Annotated in this window: 15 protein-coding genes; 10 read left to right on the top strand and 5 right to left on the bottom strand. The window is 60.9% G+C overall.

Annotation, left to right across the window (positions count from 1 at the left end; genetic code table 11):
* Positions 1-73: 73 nt before the first annotated feature.
* The 4 genes from J2Y83_RS16170 to J2Y83_RS16155 all read left to right on the top strand — a co-directional run bounded on the left by J2Y83_RS16170 (position 74) and on the right by J2Y83_RS16155 (position 3,876).
* Positions 74-787, top strand: coding sequence for a hypothetical protein (locus J2Y83_RS16170; protein ID WP_253400405.1), 714 nt, complete (start codon positions 74-76; stop codon positions 785-787).
* 88 nt (positions 788-875) lie between these two features.
* Positions 876-1,154: a hypothetical protein gene (locus J2Y83_RS29605; protein WP_301295017.1), complete on the top strand. Its 279-nt coding sequence runs from the start codon at positions 876-878 to the stop codon at positions 1,152-1,154.
* Positions 1,155-1,265: 111 nt separating this feature from the next.
* Positions 1,266-1,535, top strand: a complete 270-nt coding sequence (locus J2Y83_RS16160; RefSeq protein WP_247397819.1) for a hypothetical protein — start codon at positions 1,266-1,268, stop codon at positions 1,533-1,535.
* A gap of 223 nt (positions 1,536-1,758) precedes the next feature.
* The gene (locus J2Y83_RS16155) at positions 1,759-3,876 is read left to right on the top strand and encodes a TonB-dependent receptor family protein (RefSeq protein ID WP_253396663.1); all 2,118 of its coding nucleotides are present in this window, start codon (positions 1,759-1,761) and stop codon (positions 3,874-3,876) included.
* Here the strand turns inward: J2Y83_RS16155 and J2Y83_RS16150 are convergent.
* On the bottom strand, positions 3,846-4,175 hold the full coding sequence (locus J2Y83_RS16150) for a DUF7693 family protein (protein WP_253396660.1): 330 nt from the start codon (positions 4,173-4,175) through the stop codon (positions 3,846-3,848). The genes J2Y83_RS16155 and J2Y83_RS16150 overlap by 31 nt on opposite strands.
* A gap of 92 nt (positions 4,176-4,267) precedes the next feature.
* A complete protein-coding gene (locus J2Y83_RS16145) occupies positions 4,268-6,085 on the bottom strand; it encodes a sigma-54-dependent Fis family transcriptional regulator (protein ID WP_253396658.1) in 1,818 nt (605 codons plus the stop codon).
* 287 nt (positions 6,086-6,372) lie between these two features.
* Here J2Y83_RS16145 and J2Y83_RS16140 point away from each other — a divergent pair, with 287 nt between their 5' ends.
* The 6 genes from J2Y83_RS16140 (at position 6,373) to J2Y83_RS16115 (ending at position 12,433) form a co-directional block, all read left to right on the top strand.
* Entirely contained in the window at positions 6,373-7,467 is a 1,095-nt protein-coding gene (locus J2Y83_RS16140) for an ABC transporter ATP-binding protein (RefSeq protein WP_247397812.1), read from the top strand.
* On the top strand, positions 7,467-8,564 hold the full coding sequence (locus tag J2Y83_RS16135; RefSeq protein ID WP_253396657.1) for an ABC transporter ATP-binding protein: 1,098 nt from the start codon (positions 7,467-7,469) through the stop codon (positions 8,562-8,564). The genes J2Y83_RS16140 and J2Y83_RS16135 overlap by 1 nt, the downstream gene beginning before the upstream one ends.
* Positions 8,561-9,427, top strand: coding sequence for a carbohydrate ABC transporter permease (locus tag J2Y83_RS16130; RefSeq protein WP_247397808.1), 867 nt, complete (start codon positions 8,561-8,563; stop codon positions 9,425-9,427). Before J2Y83_RS16135 ends, J2Y83_RS16130 begins: the two co-directional genes overlap by 4 nt.
* Before the next feature lie 10 nt (positions 9,428-9,437).
* Entirely contained in the window at positions 9,438-10,238 is an 801-nt protein-coding gene (locus J2Y83_RS16125) for a carbohydrate ABC transporter permease (protein WP_253396655.1), read from the top strand.
* 10 nt (positions 10,239-10,248) lie between these two features.
* Complete coding sequence (locus tag J2Y83_RS16120; protein ID WP_253396653.1) at positions 10,249-10,521, top strand: DUF2160 domain-containing protein; 273 nt, start codon at positions 10,249-10,251, stop codon at positions 10,519-10,521.
* A 169-nt stretch (positions 10,522-10,690) separates the two neighbouring features.
* Positions 10,691-12,433, top strand: coding sequence for an ABC transporter substrate-binding protein (locus J2Y83_RS16115; RefSeq protein ID WP_247397799.1), 1,743 nt, complete (start codon positions 10,691-10,693; stop codon positions 12,431-12,433).
* Positions 12,434-12,549: 116 nt separating this feature from the next.
* Here the strand turns inward: J2Y83_RS16115 and potE are convergent, their stop codons facing one another.
* The 3 genes from potE to J2Y83_RS16100 form a co-directional block, all read right to left on the bottom strand.
* Complete coding sequence (potE, locus tag J2Y83_RS16110) at positions 12,550-13,878, bottom strand: putrescine-ornithine antiporter (protein WP_253396651.1); 1,329 nt, start codon at positions 13,876-13,878, stop codon at positions 12,550-12,552.
* Positions 13,879-14,220: 342 nt separating this feature from the next.
* Positions 14,221-14,652, bottom strand: a complete 432-nt coding sequence (locus tag J2Y83_RS16105; protein ID WP_253396649.1) for a hypothetical protein — start codon at positions 14,650-14,652, stop codon at positions 14,221-14,223.
* 147 nt (positions 14,653-14,799) lie between these two features.
* Complete coding sequence (locus J2Y83_RS16100; protein WP_253396647.1) at positions 14,800-15,948, bottom strand: aldose epimerase family protein; 1,149 nt, start codon at positions 15,946-15,948, stop codon at positions 14,800-14,802.
* Positions 15,949-15,952: the final 4 nt, after the last annotated feature.

Below are 15,952 nucleotides of genomic sequence, written 5' to 3'. Positions count from 1 at the left end.
ATACTGCGTGTGGACATAAGAACCAGACCTGGTGCAGATGAATCATACGTTCCCGCCTTTTATCCCCCGATTGATGAGCGGTCCGCTTTGGCTGGTTGTCGTGTTCATGCTCTGCACCACCGCTTGCAGCCAGCAACAGGGGCGGGATATCGCCAGGCAGCTCAGCGATGGCAAACCTGACGAGTTCTTCCAGACCAGTGTAGATCGCATGGCCACCCTGGGCATGCGCGATAACCTGCAAAGCCTGTATCTGCTGATGAATAAGCTGTACCTGCGTAACCCCAACCAGTGGCGGCAGTCGGGTTATCCGGACGCGGTGAGTGCGTCGCGGGAAATCCGTCAAGCCATCGAGAACCGCCAACCGCTGCCTGCCCTGGGGGATCGACGTGATCTGGCGGCCCTGAGCTATTCCTTGAGCCCTGAGTTTCGTGGCGATCGGGTCGGAGCGTTTATCTATGCGATTGGCAGCATGCTGGTGACCGCGCATGGTGGGCGCACCCAGTTCTATATCTCTGACTCGATCAACCCGCAATTCGTCAGCAACGCAGCGCGCAATATCGAAAAGGCCACCTGGCTGCTCAGTCAGCGTCAGGACGCCAGCGGCGTGCTGCTGCTGTTTTCCAACGAGATCTCGGAAGAGGGCAGTAACCTCAGTTTCGCCGTCGAGTTCGGCAAGATCGTCGCGCGTCTCGACCTGCTGACCCGGATGCTCGATGAGCGCTACCGACGTATGGGCGTCAATTATGCGCAAAGCCTGTTGCTGATGAATTTCCTGCCGGTGCAGTGAGCGTTGACGTTGCCCGGTTTGAATCCCCAGGCCCGCGTGGATCGCTGGTTGCATCACCGCCAGATTTCTTCGGGTGTCAGGGGTAACCATGCAGATCAACAGCGAGCGTGCCGCCACAGCATGCGGTTTGGTGGCGATTCTCCTGTGGAGCACTGCCGCTGGATTGATCCGCAGCGTCAGTGAACGCTTCGGCCCGTTGGGCGGCGCGGCGTTGATCTACACATCGGGGGCGGTGTTGTCCTCGGCATTCGCCGCGCTGTGGTTGGGGGCTCACCTCACCGCGCAATTCTGGCAAGGCGCCGTGCTGGTGACGGCCAGCTCGCTGATGTGCTGGCAAGCCACTCGGCAGCGTCGACAGGACGGTTGAGTGCGGAGTTTCCGTTTCCTCTGTAGGAAGTGCCCTATCTTGCACTGCACTGCTTGAAACACCCACCCGTCGGCAATAGCCTCGGACTTTTCTTAAATATGAGGCCCTACCTTGGGTAAGCGAAAAACGGTTTGGCCCACGGATCGCGAAATTCGTCTGCGATTTATCCTGTTTGCGGTGATTGACGCCGCAAGTGTTCAAGGTGTCTCTGCCGACCTGTTGTTACAGGCGCACAAACTGCTGCAGGAGTCGCCGACCGAAGCCCAGTTTCGCGACGCCCTCAGCGCTATTCTGGCCACCGATGAAATGTACGGCTTCCGGTTCCCGGCGGGCTCGGAGGCGGATGATTTCATGCGGGCGTTGGAGCCCGCCGCTGACTAGGGAACCGTCGGGGCTTCTTTTGCAATGATTGGAGCGCTTATTTCCTTTCGGCTGGTCGCGACTCCCCAATCCCATGGCGTTTAAAAACAGGCAGGGTCCGATGCTGTTGTAGGAAGGCTCCGGTTCGTTAATAAAGCGTGACCTGGCGAGCATCCCTGTCTTCCCATCACAGTTCGCGTGCCAGGCCTGGCCTTCACGCCCCCGCATTCCAAGGACCCGCCCCATGCTGCTGCGCCAACCTCCGCTGCTTTTTGCCGCCCTGACCCTCAGCTCCCTTGTGCAGGCCGAAGACCTGCAATTGGCGCCGATCGAAGTCACCACCCGCGAAGCCAGCGCGGGTGAAGTGGCGCAGGCGCAGCTCAAGAGCGTGCCCGGCGGTACCAATTACATCGACATGGGCAGCGTGCAACAGGGGCGGGTGAGCACCAACGAGGACGTGTTCAAGTACCAGGCCGGGGTGTACGCCAAGGCGGCGAATAACGAAGGGGTAAAGCTCTCGATTCGTGGCTCGGGCCTGAATCGCAGCCCCGGCGCCCATGCTTCCGGGTTGTACGAGATGCTCGACGGCTTGCCGCTGACAGGCCCCGGCGGTACGCCTTATGAACTCAAGGACCCCTTGTGGCAAAGCCGCGTCGAGGTGCTGCGCGGCGCCAACGGTTTTGACCAGGGCGCGCTGGCCCTGGGTGGGGCGGTCAATTACGTGACCCACACCGGCTACGACGCGCCCAAGTTGCAAGTGCGCTATGAAGCGGGCAGCCGTGGCTATGCCCAGCGCGAGATCAGTTCGGGCCAGGTGCTGGGGGATGCCGACTATTACATCAGCCTCACCGATTCCGAATCCGATGGCTATCAGCAGCAGAGCGCCGGCACGGGCAAGGGTGTCGCGGCCAACTTCGGCTACCGCTTCAACCCCGCGCTGGAGACGCGCTTCTACTTGCGCTACCGCGAAACCACCAACGATACGCCGGGCAAGCTCACGCGCTACCAGATCAGCCACGATCCGCGTGCCGCCAATAGCCTCAACGCCGCCCGCGACTCAAAACGCCTGCAACCGGGCTCCACCTGGATCGCCAACAAGACCACGTTGCAGCTCGACGACAACTCTCGGATCGAAGTCGGCCTGGCCTATCACGACTACCCGATGGACCTGCGCGAAGGCACCAATCGCCTGAAAGTCGCCTACACCGACATCAGCGGCACGCTGAACTACATTCGCCAGGACACGCTGTTCGGCCACGACAGCAAAACCACGATCGGCCTACGCACCACCCAGGCGATGCCGAACAACGGCGCGTCGGAATACGTGCGTATTCCTGTCGGCAATACCGCAGGCTACGCCCCTGGCACCAAGACCCGCGACTACAGCTACCTGGGTTCCGACACGGTGCTGCATGTCGGCAACGACCTGGAACTGGTCCCGGACCTGTGGCTGACCACCGGCCTGGCCGCGATCTACACCCGCCGCGAAACCCAGGTGACCTATCCCGACGGCCAGGCGCCGCTCAGTCAACATGACTGGGACTATGCGCCGCGCATCGGCCTGCGCTATGACTTCACCCCGCAATTGCAGGTGTACGGCAACCTGAGCCGCTCGGTCGAGCCGCCGCATGCCTGGTCGATGATCTGGGGTTCCAACAAATACTTCGGGTCGGGCAGCGGCCCGGCCACCGGCCTGCAACGCGAAGGCGTGAGTTTGAAAAACCAGACCGCCACCACCCTGGAAGTCGGTGGCCGGGGTGATGCGTGGTTCGGCCAATGGGACCTGGCGCTGTACCGCTCGGAAGTGCGCCACGAGCTGCTCACCGTCGAAACCCAGGCCCAGACCCCTACCAGCAACGCGATCGTCGCCGAATCCAACGCCAGCCCCACGGTTCACCAAGGCGTCGAACTGAGCCTGCTCAGCCCGCTGTGGGACGGCGGCCGCAGCGGTAAGCTCGCCCTGCGCCAGGCCTACACCTTCAGTGACTTCCACTACCGCGACGATGACCGCTTTGGCGACAACACCTTGCCGGGCATTCCCAAGCACTACTACCAGGCGCAACTGCGCTACAGCCATCCGACCGGCTTCTACACCAGCCTCAATACCGAGCATTCCTCGCGGGTGGCGGTGGATTACGCCAATTCCTACTACGCGGCGGCCTATACCTTACTCGGCGCGACCTTCGGCTACGACGCCCCGCAGCAGGACTGGCAAGCCTGGGTCGACCTGCGCAACCTGACCAACCGCCGCTACGCCAACACCGTCACGCCGGGTTATGACGACAAGGGCCTGGACGCCGCCCGCTCCACGCCTGGGGATGGTCGGGGCATCTACACCGGCGTGTCGTGGAGCTGGCGCTGAGACACCGACAACAGGCGTTCGACTTGCGCCTGCTCCCACGTACTCATCAGCGCCACCGGATTGGTGCCATAGCGTTGCCAGCTGTCCAATGATCCATTGCGCCCGTCGGGTGAGCGGCAGTGCTGGCAGCCCACCAGTAACGCGCCGTGGGTCAGCAACACTACCTGCCAACCGTCGATTTCCACGTTCACGGTGTCATCCGTTGCCGCACAGGCGCTGATGACCCGCGTTTCCAGGGCCATATCCTTGAGCACTTGATAAGCCTCCCGTGCAGAAACGGTGGCGGCGGTTGCGGTCATCGGCGGTGTCCTCGTGATGGAACCGCGCAGTGTCGCGTGTGGGCGGGGCGGTTTCAAGCCTGAGAAGGCAGCGTGCGCTCGCTACCCGGGTTTCAGTCGTTACCTTGGCGCAGGCGCTTGTACAAGGTGTTGCGGCTCACTCCGAGTTCCCGCGCAAGGTGGGAAATATTCCCGCCCGCCGCTTTCAAGCGCAGCGTCAGATCGACGCTGTCATTCAGAGACTCGCTGGCGGGCAGCGGCGCCGTCACGTTCAGATCCACGAAGAAATCATCCGGCAGATGCTCCGCACGGATCGCCTGCTCCTCGGCCATGGCCAACGCCACCTGCAACACACTGCTGACCTGGCGCAAATTGCCCGGCCACGGGTGCTGCTCGAACAACGCCAGCACCTCGGCGCTCAGCCCGGCCCATTGGGTCGGTTCGCGGTGTTGCTGCCACAGGTGTTGGAATAACGCCTGCTTGTCAGTGCGCTCGCGCAGTGGCGGCAACTCCAGGGTCAATCCGCCAATGCGGTAGTACAAATCCTCACGAAAGCGCCCGGCCTGCACCTGCTCGCGTAGCACATGGTTGGTGGCGGAGATGATGCGCAAATCCACCGGGAACAGCTCGCTGCTGCCCACCGGTTGCACGCAGCGCTCCTGCAAGACCCGCAGCAAGCGGGCCTGGGTCGGCAGTGGCATATCGCCGATCTCGTCGAGAAACAGTGTGCCCTTGTCGGCCTTGCGGATCAGGCCGATGCTGCCTTTTTGATTGGCACCGGTAAACGCGCCTTTTTCGTAGCCGAACAGTTCCGATTCCACCAGTTCAGCAGGAATCGCCGCACAGTTCACCGCGATAAACGCCTGTTGGCTGCGGGAACTGGCCTGGTGCAGGGCTTTGACGAACACCTCTTTACCCACGCCGGTTTCACCGTGAATCAGCAGCGGAATGTCTTTTTCCAGCAGGCGTTCGGCCTGGCGCACGGCCTTTTCTACGCGCACGTCGCCGAAATGCAGGGTGTTGAGGCTGATCGATGCGGCTTTCGGCGGCGCCGGTTGGCTGAAAATACGCGCGTGTACCGGCGTCTGCTTGGGCCGCTTCAATAAACACTGGAAGCGATTGCGGCCTGCCGCCTGCAAGGAAAACGGCAAACCCTGCGGCTGATTCAGTAACTCCAGCATCGACACCTTGAACAAGCGGTCGATCATCACCCGCGACAGGCTGATGCCCAGCAAATTGTCGGCGCGGCGATTGGCCGACAACACCTGGCCGCTTTCATCAAAGATCAGCAGGCCCGCCCATTGACTGTCGAGGTTGTTCAGCCCGGTGTTGAAGGTCAGCTGGAAATGCTCGCCGCGAAACAGGTTGAGGATCAGCCGGTTTTCCACGGTCTGGCTCATCATCTTGACCATGCCCAGGGTGTGGGAGGGCGGCAAGTAGCTGTCGCTGGACACGTCCAGCACCGCGATGATTTCGCGCTGGGCGTCGAAGATCGGCGCCGCCGAGCCGGTCATGAAGCGGTTGGCCTTGAGGAAGTGTTCATCGTGTTCGATATGCACCGCCTGGGCGCAGGCCAGCGCGGTGCCGATGGCATTGGTGCCACTGGAGCGCTCCATCCAACTGGCGCCGGCGCTGAAACCGCGGGCCAACTTGGGTTCGATGAAGCGTTGGGTGCCCCACGACGTCAACACCTGGCCCTGGTTGTCGGCCAGCATGATCAGGCAGTTGGAGTTGCTCAGGATGTTCTCGTAGTAAGGCAATACTTCCTGATGGGTGGTCTGCACCAGGGAATGCTGGCTCTCCAGCAATTGGCTGATGCCCTCGGCGGGCAGTTGGTCAAAGCTGGGTGGGCTCAGATGGTCCAGGCCGAATGCGCGGCAGCGGCGCCAGGAGTCCTGGATGAGGGTGTCGTGAGTCAGCGGTTCGGCCATGGTGACCTTCTTTTTATTGTTTTGGGGTCTTGCACAATCTAACGGATGTAACCAGGTCAATGTGGGAGGGGCGCTGTTCAATAAATCGGGTTCAAACAGTGTTGTTCAGAACTGTTCATTGTCAACCCGGCGAGTGTTCAGTTGTTCAGTCAGTATTGTTCATTTTTGTTCACTCCCGAACATTGTTTTCAGGGCATTTGCTTGTGGATCAAGCACCTGCTGCGGTTGGCATGAAACTCGCTCTGACGACTGGCCAGATTCATTCCAATAATAAAAAAGGGCGTGTCATGTCATTGACCCTGGAACATGTCTCCCGCGTCATCGAAGGCCAGACCTGGATCGACGATGCCAACCTGCGTTTCGAGGCCGGCTCTTTCAACGTGCTGCTCGGTCGCACCCTGTCCGGCAAGACCAGCCTGATGCGCCTGATGGCCGGCCTGGACAAGCCCGACAGCGGCCGCATCCTGATGAACGGCGTGGATGTCACCCATAAACCGGTGCGCCTGCGCAACGTGTCGATGGTGTATCAACAGTTCATCAACTACCCGACCATGACCGTGTTCGAGAACATCGCCTCGCCGTTGCGCCAGGCCGGTGTGTCCAACGAGCTGATCCAGAGCAAGGTGCTGGAAACCGCGCAGATGCTGCGCATCGAGAAATTCCTCAAGCGTCACCCGCTGGAGCTGTCCGGCGGCCAGCAGCAACGCACGGCGATGGCCCGCGCGTTGGTGAAGGATGCCGAACTGATCCTGTTCGATGAGCCGTTGGTGAACCTGGACTACAAACTGCGCGAAGAACTGCGTCAGGAAATGCGCGAGCTGTTCAAGGCCCGCCACACCATTGCCATCTACGCTACCACCGAGCCCAACGAAGCGCTGGCGCTCGGCGGCACCACCACCATCCTCCACGAAGGCCGGGTGATCCAGAGCGGCAAGGCGGCCGAGGTCTACCACCAGCCGCAAACCGTATTGGCCGCCGAGTTGTTTTCCGAACCGCCGATCAACCTGATGCCGGGACGCATCAGCGGCAACGAAGTGAGCTTCGCCAATTTCATACACTTCCCGCTCAACGTCGACCTGCGCCCCATCGGCGAGGGCGAGTTCCGCTTTGGTGTGCGCCCCAGCCATATCAGCCTGGTGCCCAGCAACGACGATGACCTCGAACTGGCGGTGACCGTGGAAGTCGCCGAGATCAGCGGCTCGGAAACCTTCCTGCATGTACGCAGCGAGCATTTCCTGCTGGTGTTGCACTTGCCGGGGGTGCATGAGTACGACGTCGACGCGCCGATCCGCGTGTACATCCCCACCCATAAACTGTTTGTGTTCGACAGCCAGGGCCGCTTGGTCCAGGCGCCCGGACGCCGTGTCGCGAGGGTTGCCTGATGGCCGAGATCCATTTGCAAAACCTGGCGCACAGCTACAGTCCTACGCCGACTGGTCCTGAAGACTACGCTATTCGGGAAATGAACCATGTGTGGGAGCAGGGCGGTGCCTACGCCTTGCTTGGGCCTTCGGGCTGCGGCAAGTCGACCCTGCTCAATATCATCTCCGGTCTGCTCAGCCCGTCCGAAGGGCAAGTGCTGTTCGACCATAAAGTGGTCAACGAGCTGACCCCGGAGAAACGCAACATCGCCCAGGTGTTTCAGTTTCCGGTGGTGTACGACACCATGACGGTGTTCGACAACCTGGCTTTCCCGTTGCGTAACCAGGGCATGGCTGAGGCGAAAATTCACAGCAAGGTGCAGGAAATCGCCGAAGTCCTCGACCTGCAAAGCCTGCTGGGCAAAAAGGCGCGCAACCTCACTGCCGACGAAAAACAGAAAGTCTCCATGGGCCGCGGTCTGGTGCGCGACGATGTCTCGGCGATCCTGTTCGATGAGCCGCTGACGGTGATCGACCCGCACCTCAAATGGAAACTGCGGCGCAAGCTCAAGCAGATCCACGAGCAGTTCAATATCACCATGGTCTACGTGACCCACGATCAACTGGAAGCCTCGACCTTTGCCGACAAGATCGCGGTGATGTACGGCGGGCAGATCGTGCAGTTCGGCACGCCACGCGAGTTGTTCGAGCGGCCGAGCCATACGTTTGTCGGCTATTTCATCGGCAGCCCAGGGATGAATCTGATTGAAGTGCAGGCCGAGGCGGGCGGCGTGCGCTTTGCCGGCACCCATCTGCCCTTGTCCGCCGCGTTGCAGCAACGCATTACCGACACGCACTACACGACGTTGCAGGTGGGCATCCGCCCGGAATTCATTCACGTGTGGGATGAGCCAAATCCCGACGCCCTCCAGGCCGACGTCGTTCATGTGGAGGACCTCGGCACCTACAAGATCCTGACCCTCAACCTCGACGGCGCACCGCTGAAAGTACGCCTGGCCGAAGACAAACCGGTACCCGCGGGCCGTGCCTCCATCAGCTTCCCCACGCAGTGGTTGATGCTCTACGCCGACGATTACCTGTTGGAGGTGCTGCCATGAACAAGGTGCAGAACAATAAAGCCTGGTGGCTGGTGTTGCCGGTGTTCCTGTTGGTGGCATTCAGTGCGGTGATCCCGATGATGACGGTGGTCAACTACTCGGTGCAGGACATTTTCGACCAGTCCAGTCGCTATTTCGTCGGCGCCGACTGGTACAAGCAGGTGCTGCTCGACCCGCGCCTGCACGACTCGCTGTTGCGCCAGTTCATCTACTCGGCGTGCGTGCTGCTGATCGAAATCCCGCTGGGCATCGCCATCGCCCTGACCATGCCGACCAAGGGCCGCTGGTCATCGCTGGTGCTGATCATCCTCGCCATTCCGCTGCTGATTCCGTGGAACGTGGTGGGCACCATCTGGCAGATCTTCGGCCGCGCCGATATCGGCCTGCTCGGTTCCACCCTCAATGCCATGGGCATCAGCTACAACTATGCGGCCAACACCATGGACGCCTGGGTCACGGTGCTGGTGATGGACGTCTGGCACTGGACGTCCCTGGTGGCGCTGCTGTGCTTCTCGGGGCTGCGCGCCATTCCGGACGTGTACTACCAGGCAGCGCGTATTGATCGGGCGTCGGCGTGGGCGGTTTTCCGACACATCCAGTTGCCGAAGCTGAAAAGCGTGCTGCTGATCGCGGTGATGCTGCGCTTCATGGACAGTTTCATGATCTACACCGAGCCCTTCGTACTGACCGGCGGCGGGCCGGGTAACGCCACCACGTTCCTCAGTCAGACGCTGACCCAGATGGCTGTCGGCCAATTTGACCTGGGCCCGGCCGCAGCGTTTTCCCTGGTGTACTTCCTGATCATCCTGTTGGTGTCCTGGCTGTTCTACACCGCCATGACCCATTCCGACGCCAACCGCTGAGGCCGCCAACATGAGCAAGCGCAAACTCATACCGCTGCTGATCTACATGCTGTTCCTGCTGGTGCCGATCTACTGGCTGCTGAACATGTCCTTCAAAAGCAACACCGAAATCCTCGGCGGGCTCACGCTGTTTCCGCAGGATTTTACCCTGGCCAACTACAAGGTGATCTTCACCGACCCGAGTTGGTACACCGGTTATCTGAACTCGCTGTACTACGTGAGCCTGAACACGCTGATCTCCCTGAGCGTGGCGCTGCCGGCGGCCTATGCGTTCTCGCGCTATCGCTTCCTGGGCGACAAGCACCTGTTCTTCTGGCTGCTGACCAACCGCATGGCGCCGCCGGCGGTGTTTCTGCTGCCGTTTTTCCAGCTGTATTCGTCCATCGGCCTATTCGACACGCATATCGCGGTGGCCTTGGCGCATTGCCTGTTCAACGTGCCATTGGCGGTATGGATTCTCGAAGGCTTCATGTCTGGCGTGCCCAAGGAAATCGACGAAACGGCCTACATCGACGGCTACTCCTTTCCCAAGTTTTTTGTGAAGATTTTTATCCCATTGATTGGCTCTGGCATCGGCGTGACGGCGTTTTTCTGCTTCATGTTTTCCTGGGTCGAACTGCTGCTGGCGCGCACGCTGACCTCGGTCAACGCCAAGCCCATCGCGGCGGTGATGACCCGTACCGTCTCGGCGTCGGGGATCGATTGGGGCGTGCTGGCAGCGGCGGGGGTGTTGACCATCCTGCCCGGCATGCTGGTGATCTGGTTTGTACGCAACCACGTGGCCAAGGGCTTTGCCCTGGGCCGGGTCTGAGGAGTCGATGATGGAATGGATGGCCTGGACCACCCCCACCGCGCTGTTCTTTGGCGGTATCGCCCTGATTCTGGCGGGCATGACCACCTGGGAACTGCGCTCGCCGAGTATCCCTCGGCGCGGGTTTCTGCCGATCAGCACCACCCGTGGTGATCGTTTGTTTATCGGTCTTCTCGGAAGCGCCTACCTGCACCTGCTGGTGATCGGCGTAACCGACTGGAGCATCTGGGTGGCGTCCGCGCTCTCCCTTGTATGGCTGTTGTGTGTGATGCGTTGGGGCTAGTGCGGATGCCTCTATTCTCTGTAGGAGCGAGCTTGCTCGCGAAATTCGTCAACGATAACGCGGCGTTTCTGGGAGTGCGCGGTGTCTGGGCGTTTTTCGCGAGCAAGCTCGCTCCTACAAGGGGTGTGTGGCGTTTGTAGTCCCTTTTGAAATCAACCAGGAGGTCTCTATGTTCGATAAAAACAATAAGCTGCGACATAGCATTTCATTGGCCGCCGTACTGGCCCTCAGTGGTTTGAGCGCCACGGCCTGGGCCGATGCGTATGAAGAGGCGGCGAAAAAATGGATCGGCAGCGAGTTCAAACCGTCGACCCTCACGGCCGACCAGCAGCTCGAGGAACTCAAGTGGTTTATCAAGGCCGCCGAACCGTTCCGTGGGATGAAGATCAACGTGGTGTCGGAAACCCTCACCACCCACGAGTACGAATCCAAGGTACTGGCCAAGGCCTTCAGTGAAATCACCGGCATCAAGCTGACCCACGACCTGCTGCAGGAAGGCGACGTGGTGGAGAAGCTGCAGACCCAGATGCAGTCCGACAAGAATATCTATGACGGCTGGGTCAACGATTCCGACTTGATCGGTACGCACTTTCGCTATGGCAAGACCGAATCCATCACCGACCTGATGGCCAACGAAGGCAAGGACTTCACCTCGCCGACCCTGGACATCAAGGACTTCATCGGTATCTCCTTCACCACCGCGCCGGACGGCAAGATCTACCAGTTGCCCGACCAGCAATTCGCCAACCTGTACTGGTTCCGCGCCGACTGGTTCGAACGTCCGGAGCTGAAAGCCAAGTTCAAGGAAAAATACGGCTATGACCTCGGCGTGCCGGTGAACTGGTCGGCCTATGAAGACATCGCCAAATTCTTCAGCGAAGACGTCAAGGAAATCGACGGCAAGCGCATCTATGGGCATATGGACTACGGCAAGAAAGACCCGTCCCTGGGTTGGCGCTTCACCGACGCCTGGTTTTCCATGGCCGGCGGTGGCGACAAGGGTTTGCCCAACGGTTTGCCGGTGGATGAGTGGGGCATTCGCGTGGAGGACTGCCACCCGGTGGGCTCCAGCGTGACCCGTGGCGGCGACACCAACGGCCCGGCCGCCGTGTTCGCCACGCAAAAATACGTGGACTGGATGAAAGCCTATGCACCACCGGAAGCGGCGGGCATGACCTTCTCTGAGTCCGGCCCGGTGCCGTCCCAGGGCAATATCGCCCAGCAGATCTTCTGGTACACCGCGTTTACCGCCGACATGACCAAACCGGGCCTGCCCGTGGTAAACGCCGACGGCACGCCGAAATGGCGCATGGCGCCATCGCCCGTCGGGCCTTATTGGGAAAAGGGCATGAAGAAGGGGTATCAGGACGTGGGTTCCTGGACCTTCCTCAAGTCGACGCCTGAGAAGCAGAAACTCGCGGCCTGGCTGTACGCGCAGTTCGTCACCTCGAAAACCGTGTCGCTGAAGAAAACCATCGTTGGCCTGACGCCGATTCGTGAGTCCGACATCAACTCCCAAGCCATGACCGACCTGGCGCCGAAACTCGGTGGACTGGTGGAGTTCTACCGCAGCCCGGCCCGGGTGGAGTGGACCCCGACCGGCACCAACGTGCCCGACTATCCACGCCTGGCGCAACTGTGGTGGAGCAACATCGCAGCGGCCGCCAGCGGCGAGAAAACCCCGCAACAGGCGCTCGACAATCTGGCCAAGGAGCAAGACGCGATCATGGCGCGCCTGGAGCGTTCTAAAGTGCAACCGGTATGCGGGCCGAAAATGAACCCGGAACGTGACGCCCAATACTGGTTCGACCAGCCGGGCGCGCCGAAGCCGAAACTGGCCAACGAGAAACCCAAAGGCGAAACCGTGGCCTACGGCGACCTGCTCAAGCAGTGGGAGGCGGCGCGTAAATAAACGCACCCGGTAGAAAGTGTGGGAGGGGGCTTGCCCCCGATTGCGGTGCGCCAGTCGATACATGCATTGACTGAACCACTGCTATCGGGGGCAAGCCCCCTCCCACATGTTGATCTTCATCTGCCAGGGGGATAGACCGGTTCCCCAATAAACCGCTTGGCCAGAAATCCATACAACAGATACCCGAACGCCAGCACCAGCATTGCGCCAAACACCGCGTCTTCACCGCAGGCATAAATCGCATACAGCGAATACCCCACGGCCACCAGCACCACCAGCGTATTGCGCGCCTGCACCGTCGCGCTGGCGTGCGCCTTAAACATCATCACCAGCAGGCCGGTGAGGGCGGTCACATAGGGCAGCAGATTAGTCACCACCGCCAGGTTCACCAGTTTGCTGAACTGTGCGCTGGCGGTGGGCGAGATGGTCGACAAGGCAATCAGACTTTGCAGCGTGGCACAGGCCAGCAACCCCAGCACCGGCGCATTCGCGGGGCTGACGCGGCTGAAAAAGCGCGGAAACAGGCGTTGGTCCGCCGACATCTTGGCCGTTTGCGCCAGGGTGAATTGCCAGCCCAGTAACGAACCGATACAGGCCACCACCGCCAGCGCCATGATCAGCTTGCCGACTCCGGGGCTGAACATCTGCGCGTAAACCAGCGCAAACGGTGCGGACGACGCGGCCAGTTCGGCATTGGGCACGATGCCCTGGATCACCGCGGTCGACAGCACATACACCACGGCCACCCCAAGCGTGCCGAGCAGGCAGGCCAGGGGCACGGTGCGGTTGGGGTTCTCCACCGCGTCGTAGCCCTGGGCGGCCGACTCCATGCCAAGAAAGGCCCACAGGGTCAGAGGAATACTCGCACTGACGGCGTCCCACAGGTGCCGTTGGTGTGGGTTCCAGGCGGCCGTGAACACCTCGGGCTTGAAATAGAACCAACCGATCACGCAGAGCCCCGCCACTGGAATGATCACGCCCCATACCGTCACCACACCGATGCGCCCAGTGATGCGCGGGCCGCCGAAGTTGGCCACGGTGGTCAGCCAGATCAGCGCCAGGCTGCCGACGAAAAACGGCAGCGGCCCGCTGCCCAGCCACGGAATAAACGATGACAAATAGCCCACCGCCGAAATCGCAATCGCCACATTGGCGATAATCAGCGACAGAAAATACAGAAACGAACACAGGAAAAACCCCGACTTGCCGTGGGCCTCCTCGGTATACGCCGACATCCCGCCGCTGCGGGTACAGAACAGCCCGCATTGGGCGAAGCCGTAGGCAATCGCCATCGAACCGAGCGCGGTGACGACCCACGACAGCAGCGAAATCGCGCCCAGTTGCGCCATGCTGGCCGGCAACATGATGATCCCCGAGCCCATCATGTTGATCGCTACCAGGGTGGTCAGGCCCAACAGGCTCATCTTCTTGCTTGGTGCGGCCATCCAGAACTCCTTGTGATCAACGCAAAACCTGAGCTGTGCTTTCGCTGCGCCAACCCTGCGCGGCGGCAGTCGGGCGACATCGTCACGCGCAGGATGCCCGTCTCGGTGCGACGGTGTTCGGCTTTGGTGGTGAAGGCGCGTTATTCGATCAAGCGGCTATTCATCGTGGGCCATGCTGATCCCACTGATGAAACTTGCGCAAGGAAAAAGCCGAAATAGGCAGGATTGGCGTAGGGACAGCGGCGTCCCTGGGTAGGACGCTCGCTACTGCGCTCACTCAAGGGTTCGATTTATCACCCCGACGTCTGAGCCGCACATTCAAGGGCGGGCTCAAGGGCGGAATCAGGCCATCGCCTGCGGTTGGATGCGCAGTTCGCCGTCCACCTCCTTTGCCAACCCACTGGCCAGAAACAGCGGCGCCAGGCGTTTGTGCAACTGCGGCTCGACAAACTCCTTCACCGTCGGCAACGCCAGCACGCCGCTGAGCGGCAACTCCGCCTTGGTGTACGACAGCCACGCCTTTTTCAACATCAACAGCACATCGCTGCCGGCCGTCGAGGCAAAGCGGCGGTGGGTGGGTTTGGCGTCGAGGTTGAAGGTGTGCTGGAACTCATAGCCGGTTTCATCCCCACCACTGGCAGCACAGCGCACGCAGGTGCAGGGGCCGTCGCCAAATGCGTTGCGCAGGTAGGCGTTGAAGTCCACCACGGGTTTGAGTGACAGGCGCTTATCCACCTCGAACAGGTCCCCGGTCATTTTTTCGTCAGTGTTCAACGTCCATTTCCTTGCTGGTAGGCGGCTTTTCAAAGCGCGGCACAATAGCAGCCAAGCACGGTTTTGGGGACTATTTGCATCACAATAGATCCGGACGCCGGCTTGCCTGCGACAGTGTTTTGGTCGCCGGCAAGCCAGCCGCCAGCCTCAATCGGCGGAGAACTTGAAGACGGTGCGCTGGGTGTAGGTCTGCCCTGGGTCTAAGCGTGTCGAGGCAAACTTCGGTTGGTTCGGCGCGTCAGGAAAGTGCTGGGTCTCCAGTGTGAAACCGCTCCAATGCAGGTAGGTTTTGCCTGCCTTGCCCTTCACCGAGCCATCGAGGAAGTTGCTGGTATAGAACTGCACCCCAGGTTCGGTGGTGTAGAGCTGCAAACGGCGGCCGGAGTCGGGGTCGTACACGTCGGCGGCGAGTTGTTTGAGATCGCCCTGGGTGTCCAGCGCCCAGTTGAAGTCAAACCCGCCCTGTTTCGGCTCGGCGAATTTGAGTTGCGGATGATTGTCCTTGATGTGCTGGCCGATGGCGGTGGGCTGGAGAAAGTCCATCGGCGTACCCTTGACCGGCGCCAGTTCGCCGGTGGGGATCAAGGTCGCATTCACCGGCGTGTAGTGGCTGGCGTGCAAGGTCGCCACCTGCTTGAGGATGTCGCCGTTGCCCGCGCCGGCGAGGTTGAAATAGCTGTGGTTGGTGAGGTTGAGCACCGTCGGTTTGTCGGTGGTGGCCTTGTAGTCGATGTGCAGTTCGTTGTTGTCGTTGAGCCGATAGGTGACTTCGGTGGTCAGGTTGCCGGGAAAGCCCATCTCACCGTCCTTGGACAGGTAGGTCAGGGTCACGCCGACCGAGTCCTTGTCCTTGACGGGCTTGGCTTGCCACACGCGCTTGTCGAAGCCCTGGGCGCCGCCATGCAGCGCGTTGGGACCGTCGTTGAGCGGCACCTGATAGCGCTTGCCGTCGAGTTCAAACGCACCGCCAGCCAGGCGATTGCCGAAGCGGCCGATGGTCGCGCCAAAAAACGCCGTACCGCGCTGATAGCCCTGCACGTCGTCGAAGCCGAGCACCACGTCCTCGACCTTGCCGTGCTTGTCCGGCACTTTCAGCGCCTGCAACACGCCGCCGTAGGTGATCACCGTGGCTTGCATGCCATGGCTGTTGCGCAATATGTACTGCTCGACGGCGCTGCCGTCGTTGGTTTTCCCAAACGGTTTATGTTCACTGGACAGACCGGCCGCTTGCGCGCCACCGCTGGCGATCAGCATGGACAAGGCAAGGCCGGACAGCAGGTATCGAGGGTGCTTCATGGTC

Source organism: Pseudomonas marginalis (assembly GCF_024169655.1).
GTDB classification, from domain to species: Bacteria; Pseudomonadota; Gammaproteobacteria; order Pseudomonadales; family Pseudomonadaceae; genus Aquipseudomonas; species Aquipseudomonas paraveronii.
Note: the sequence above shows the minus strand (reverse complement) of the source record. Positions and strands in the feature narration are given on the sequence as shown.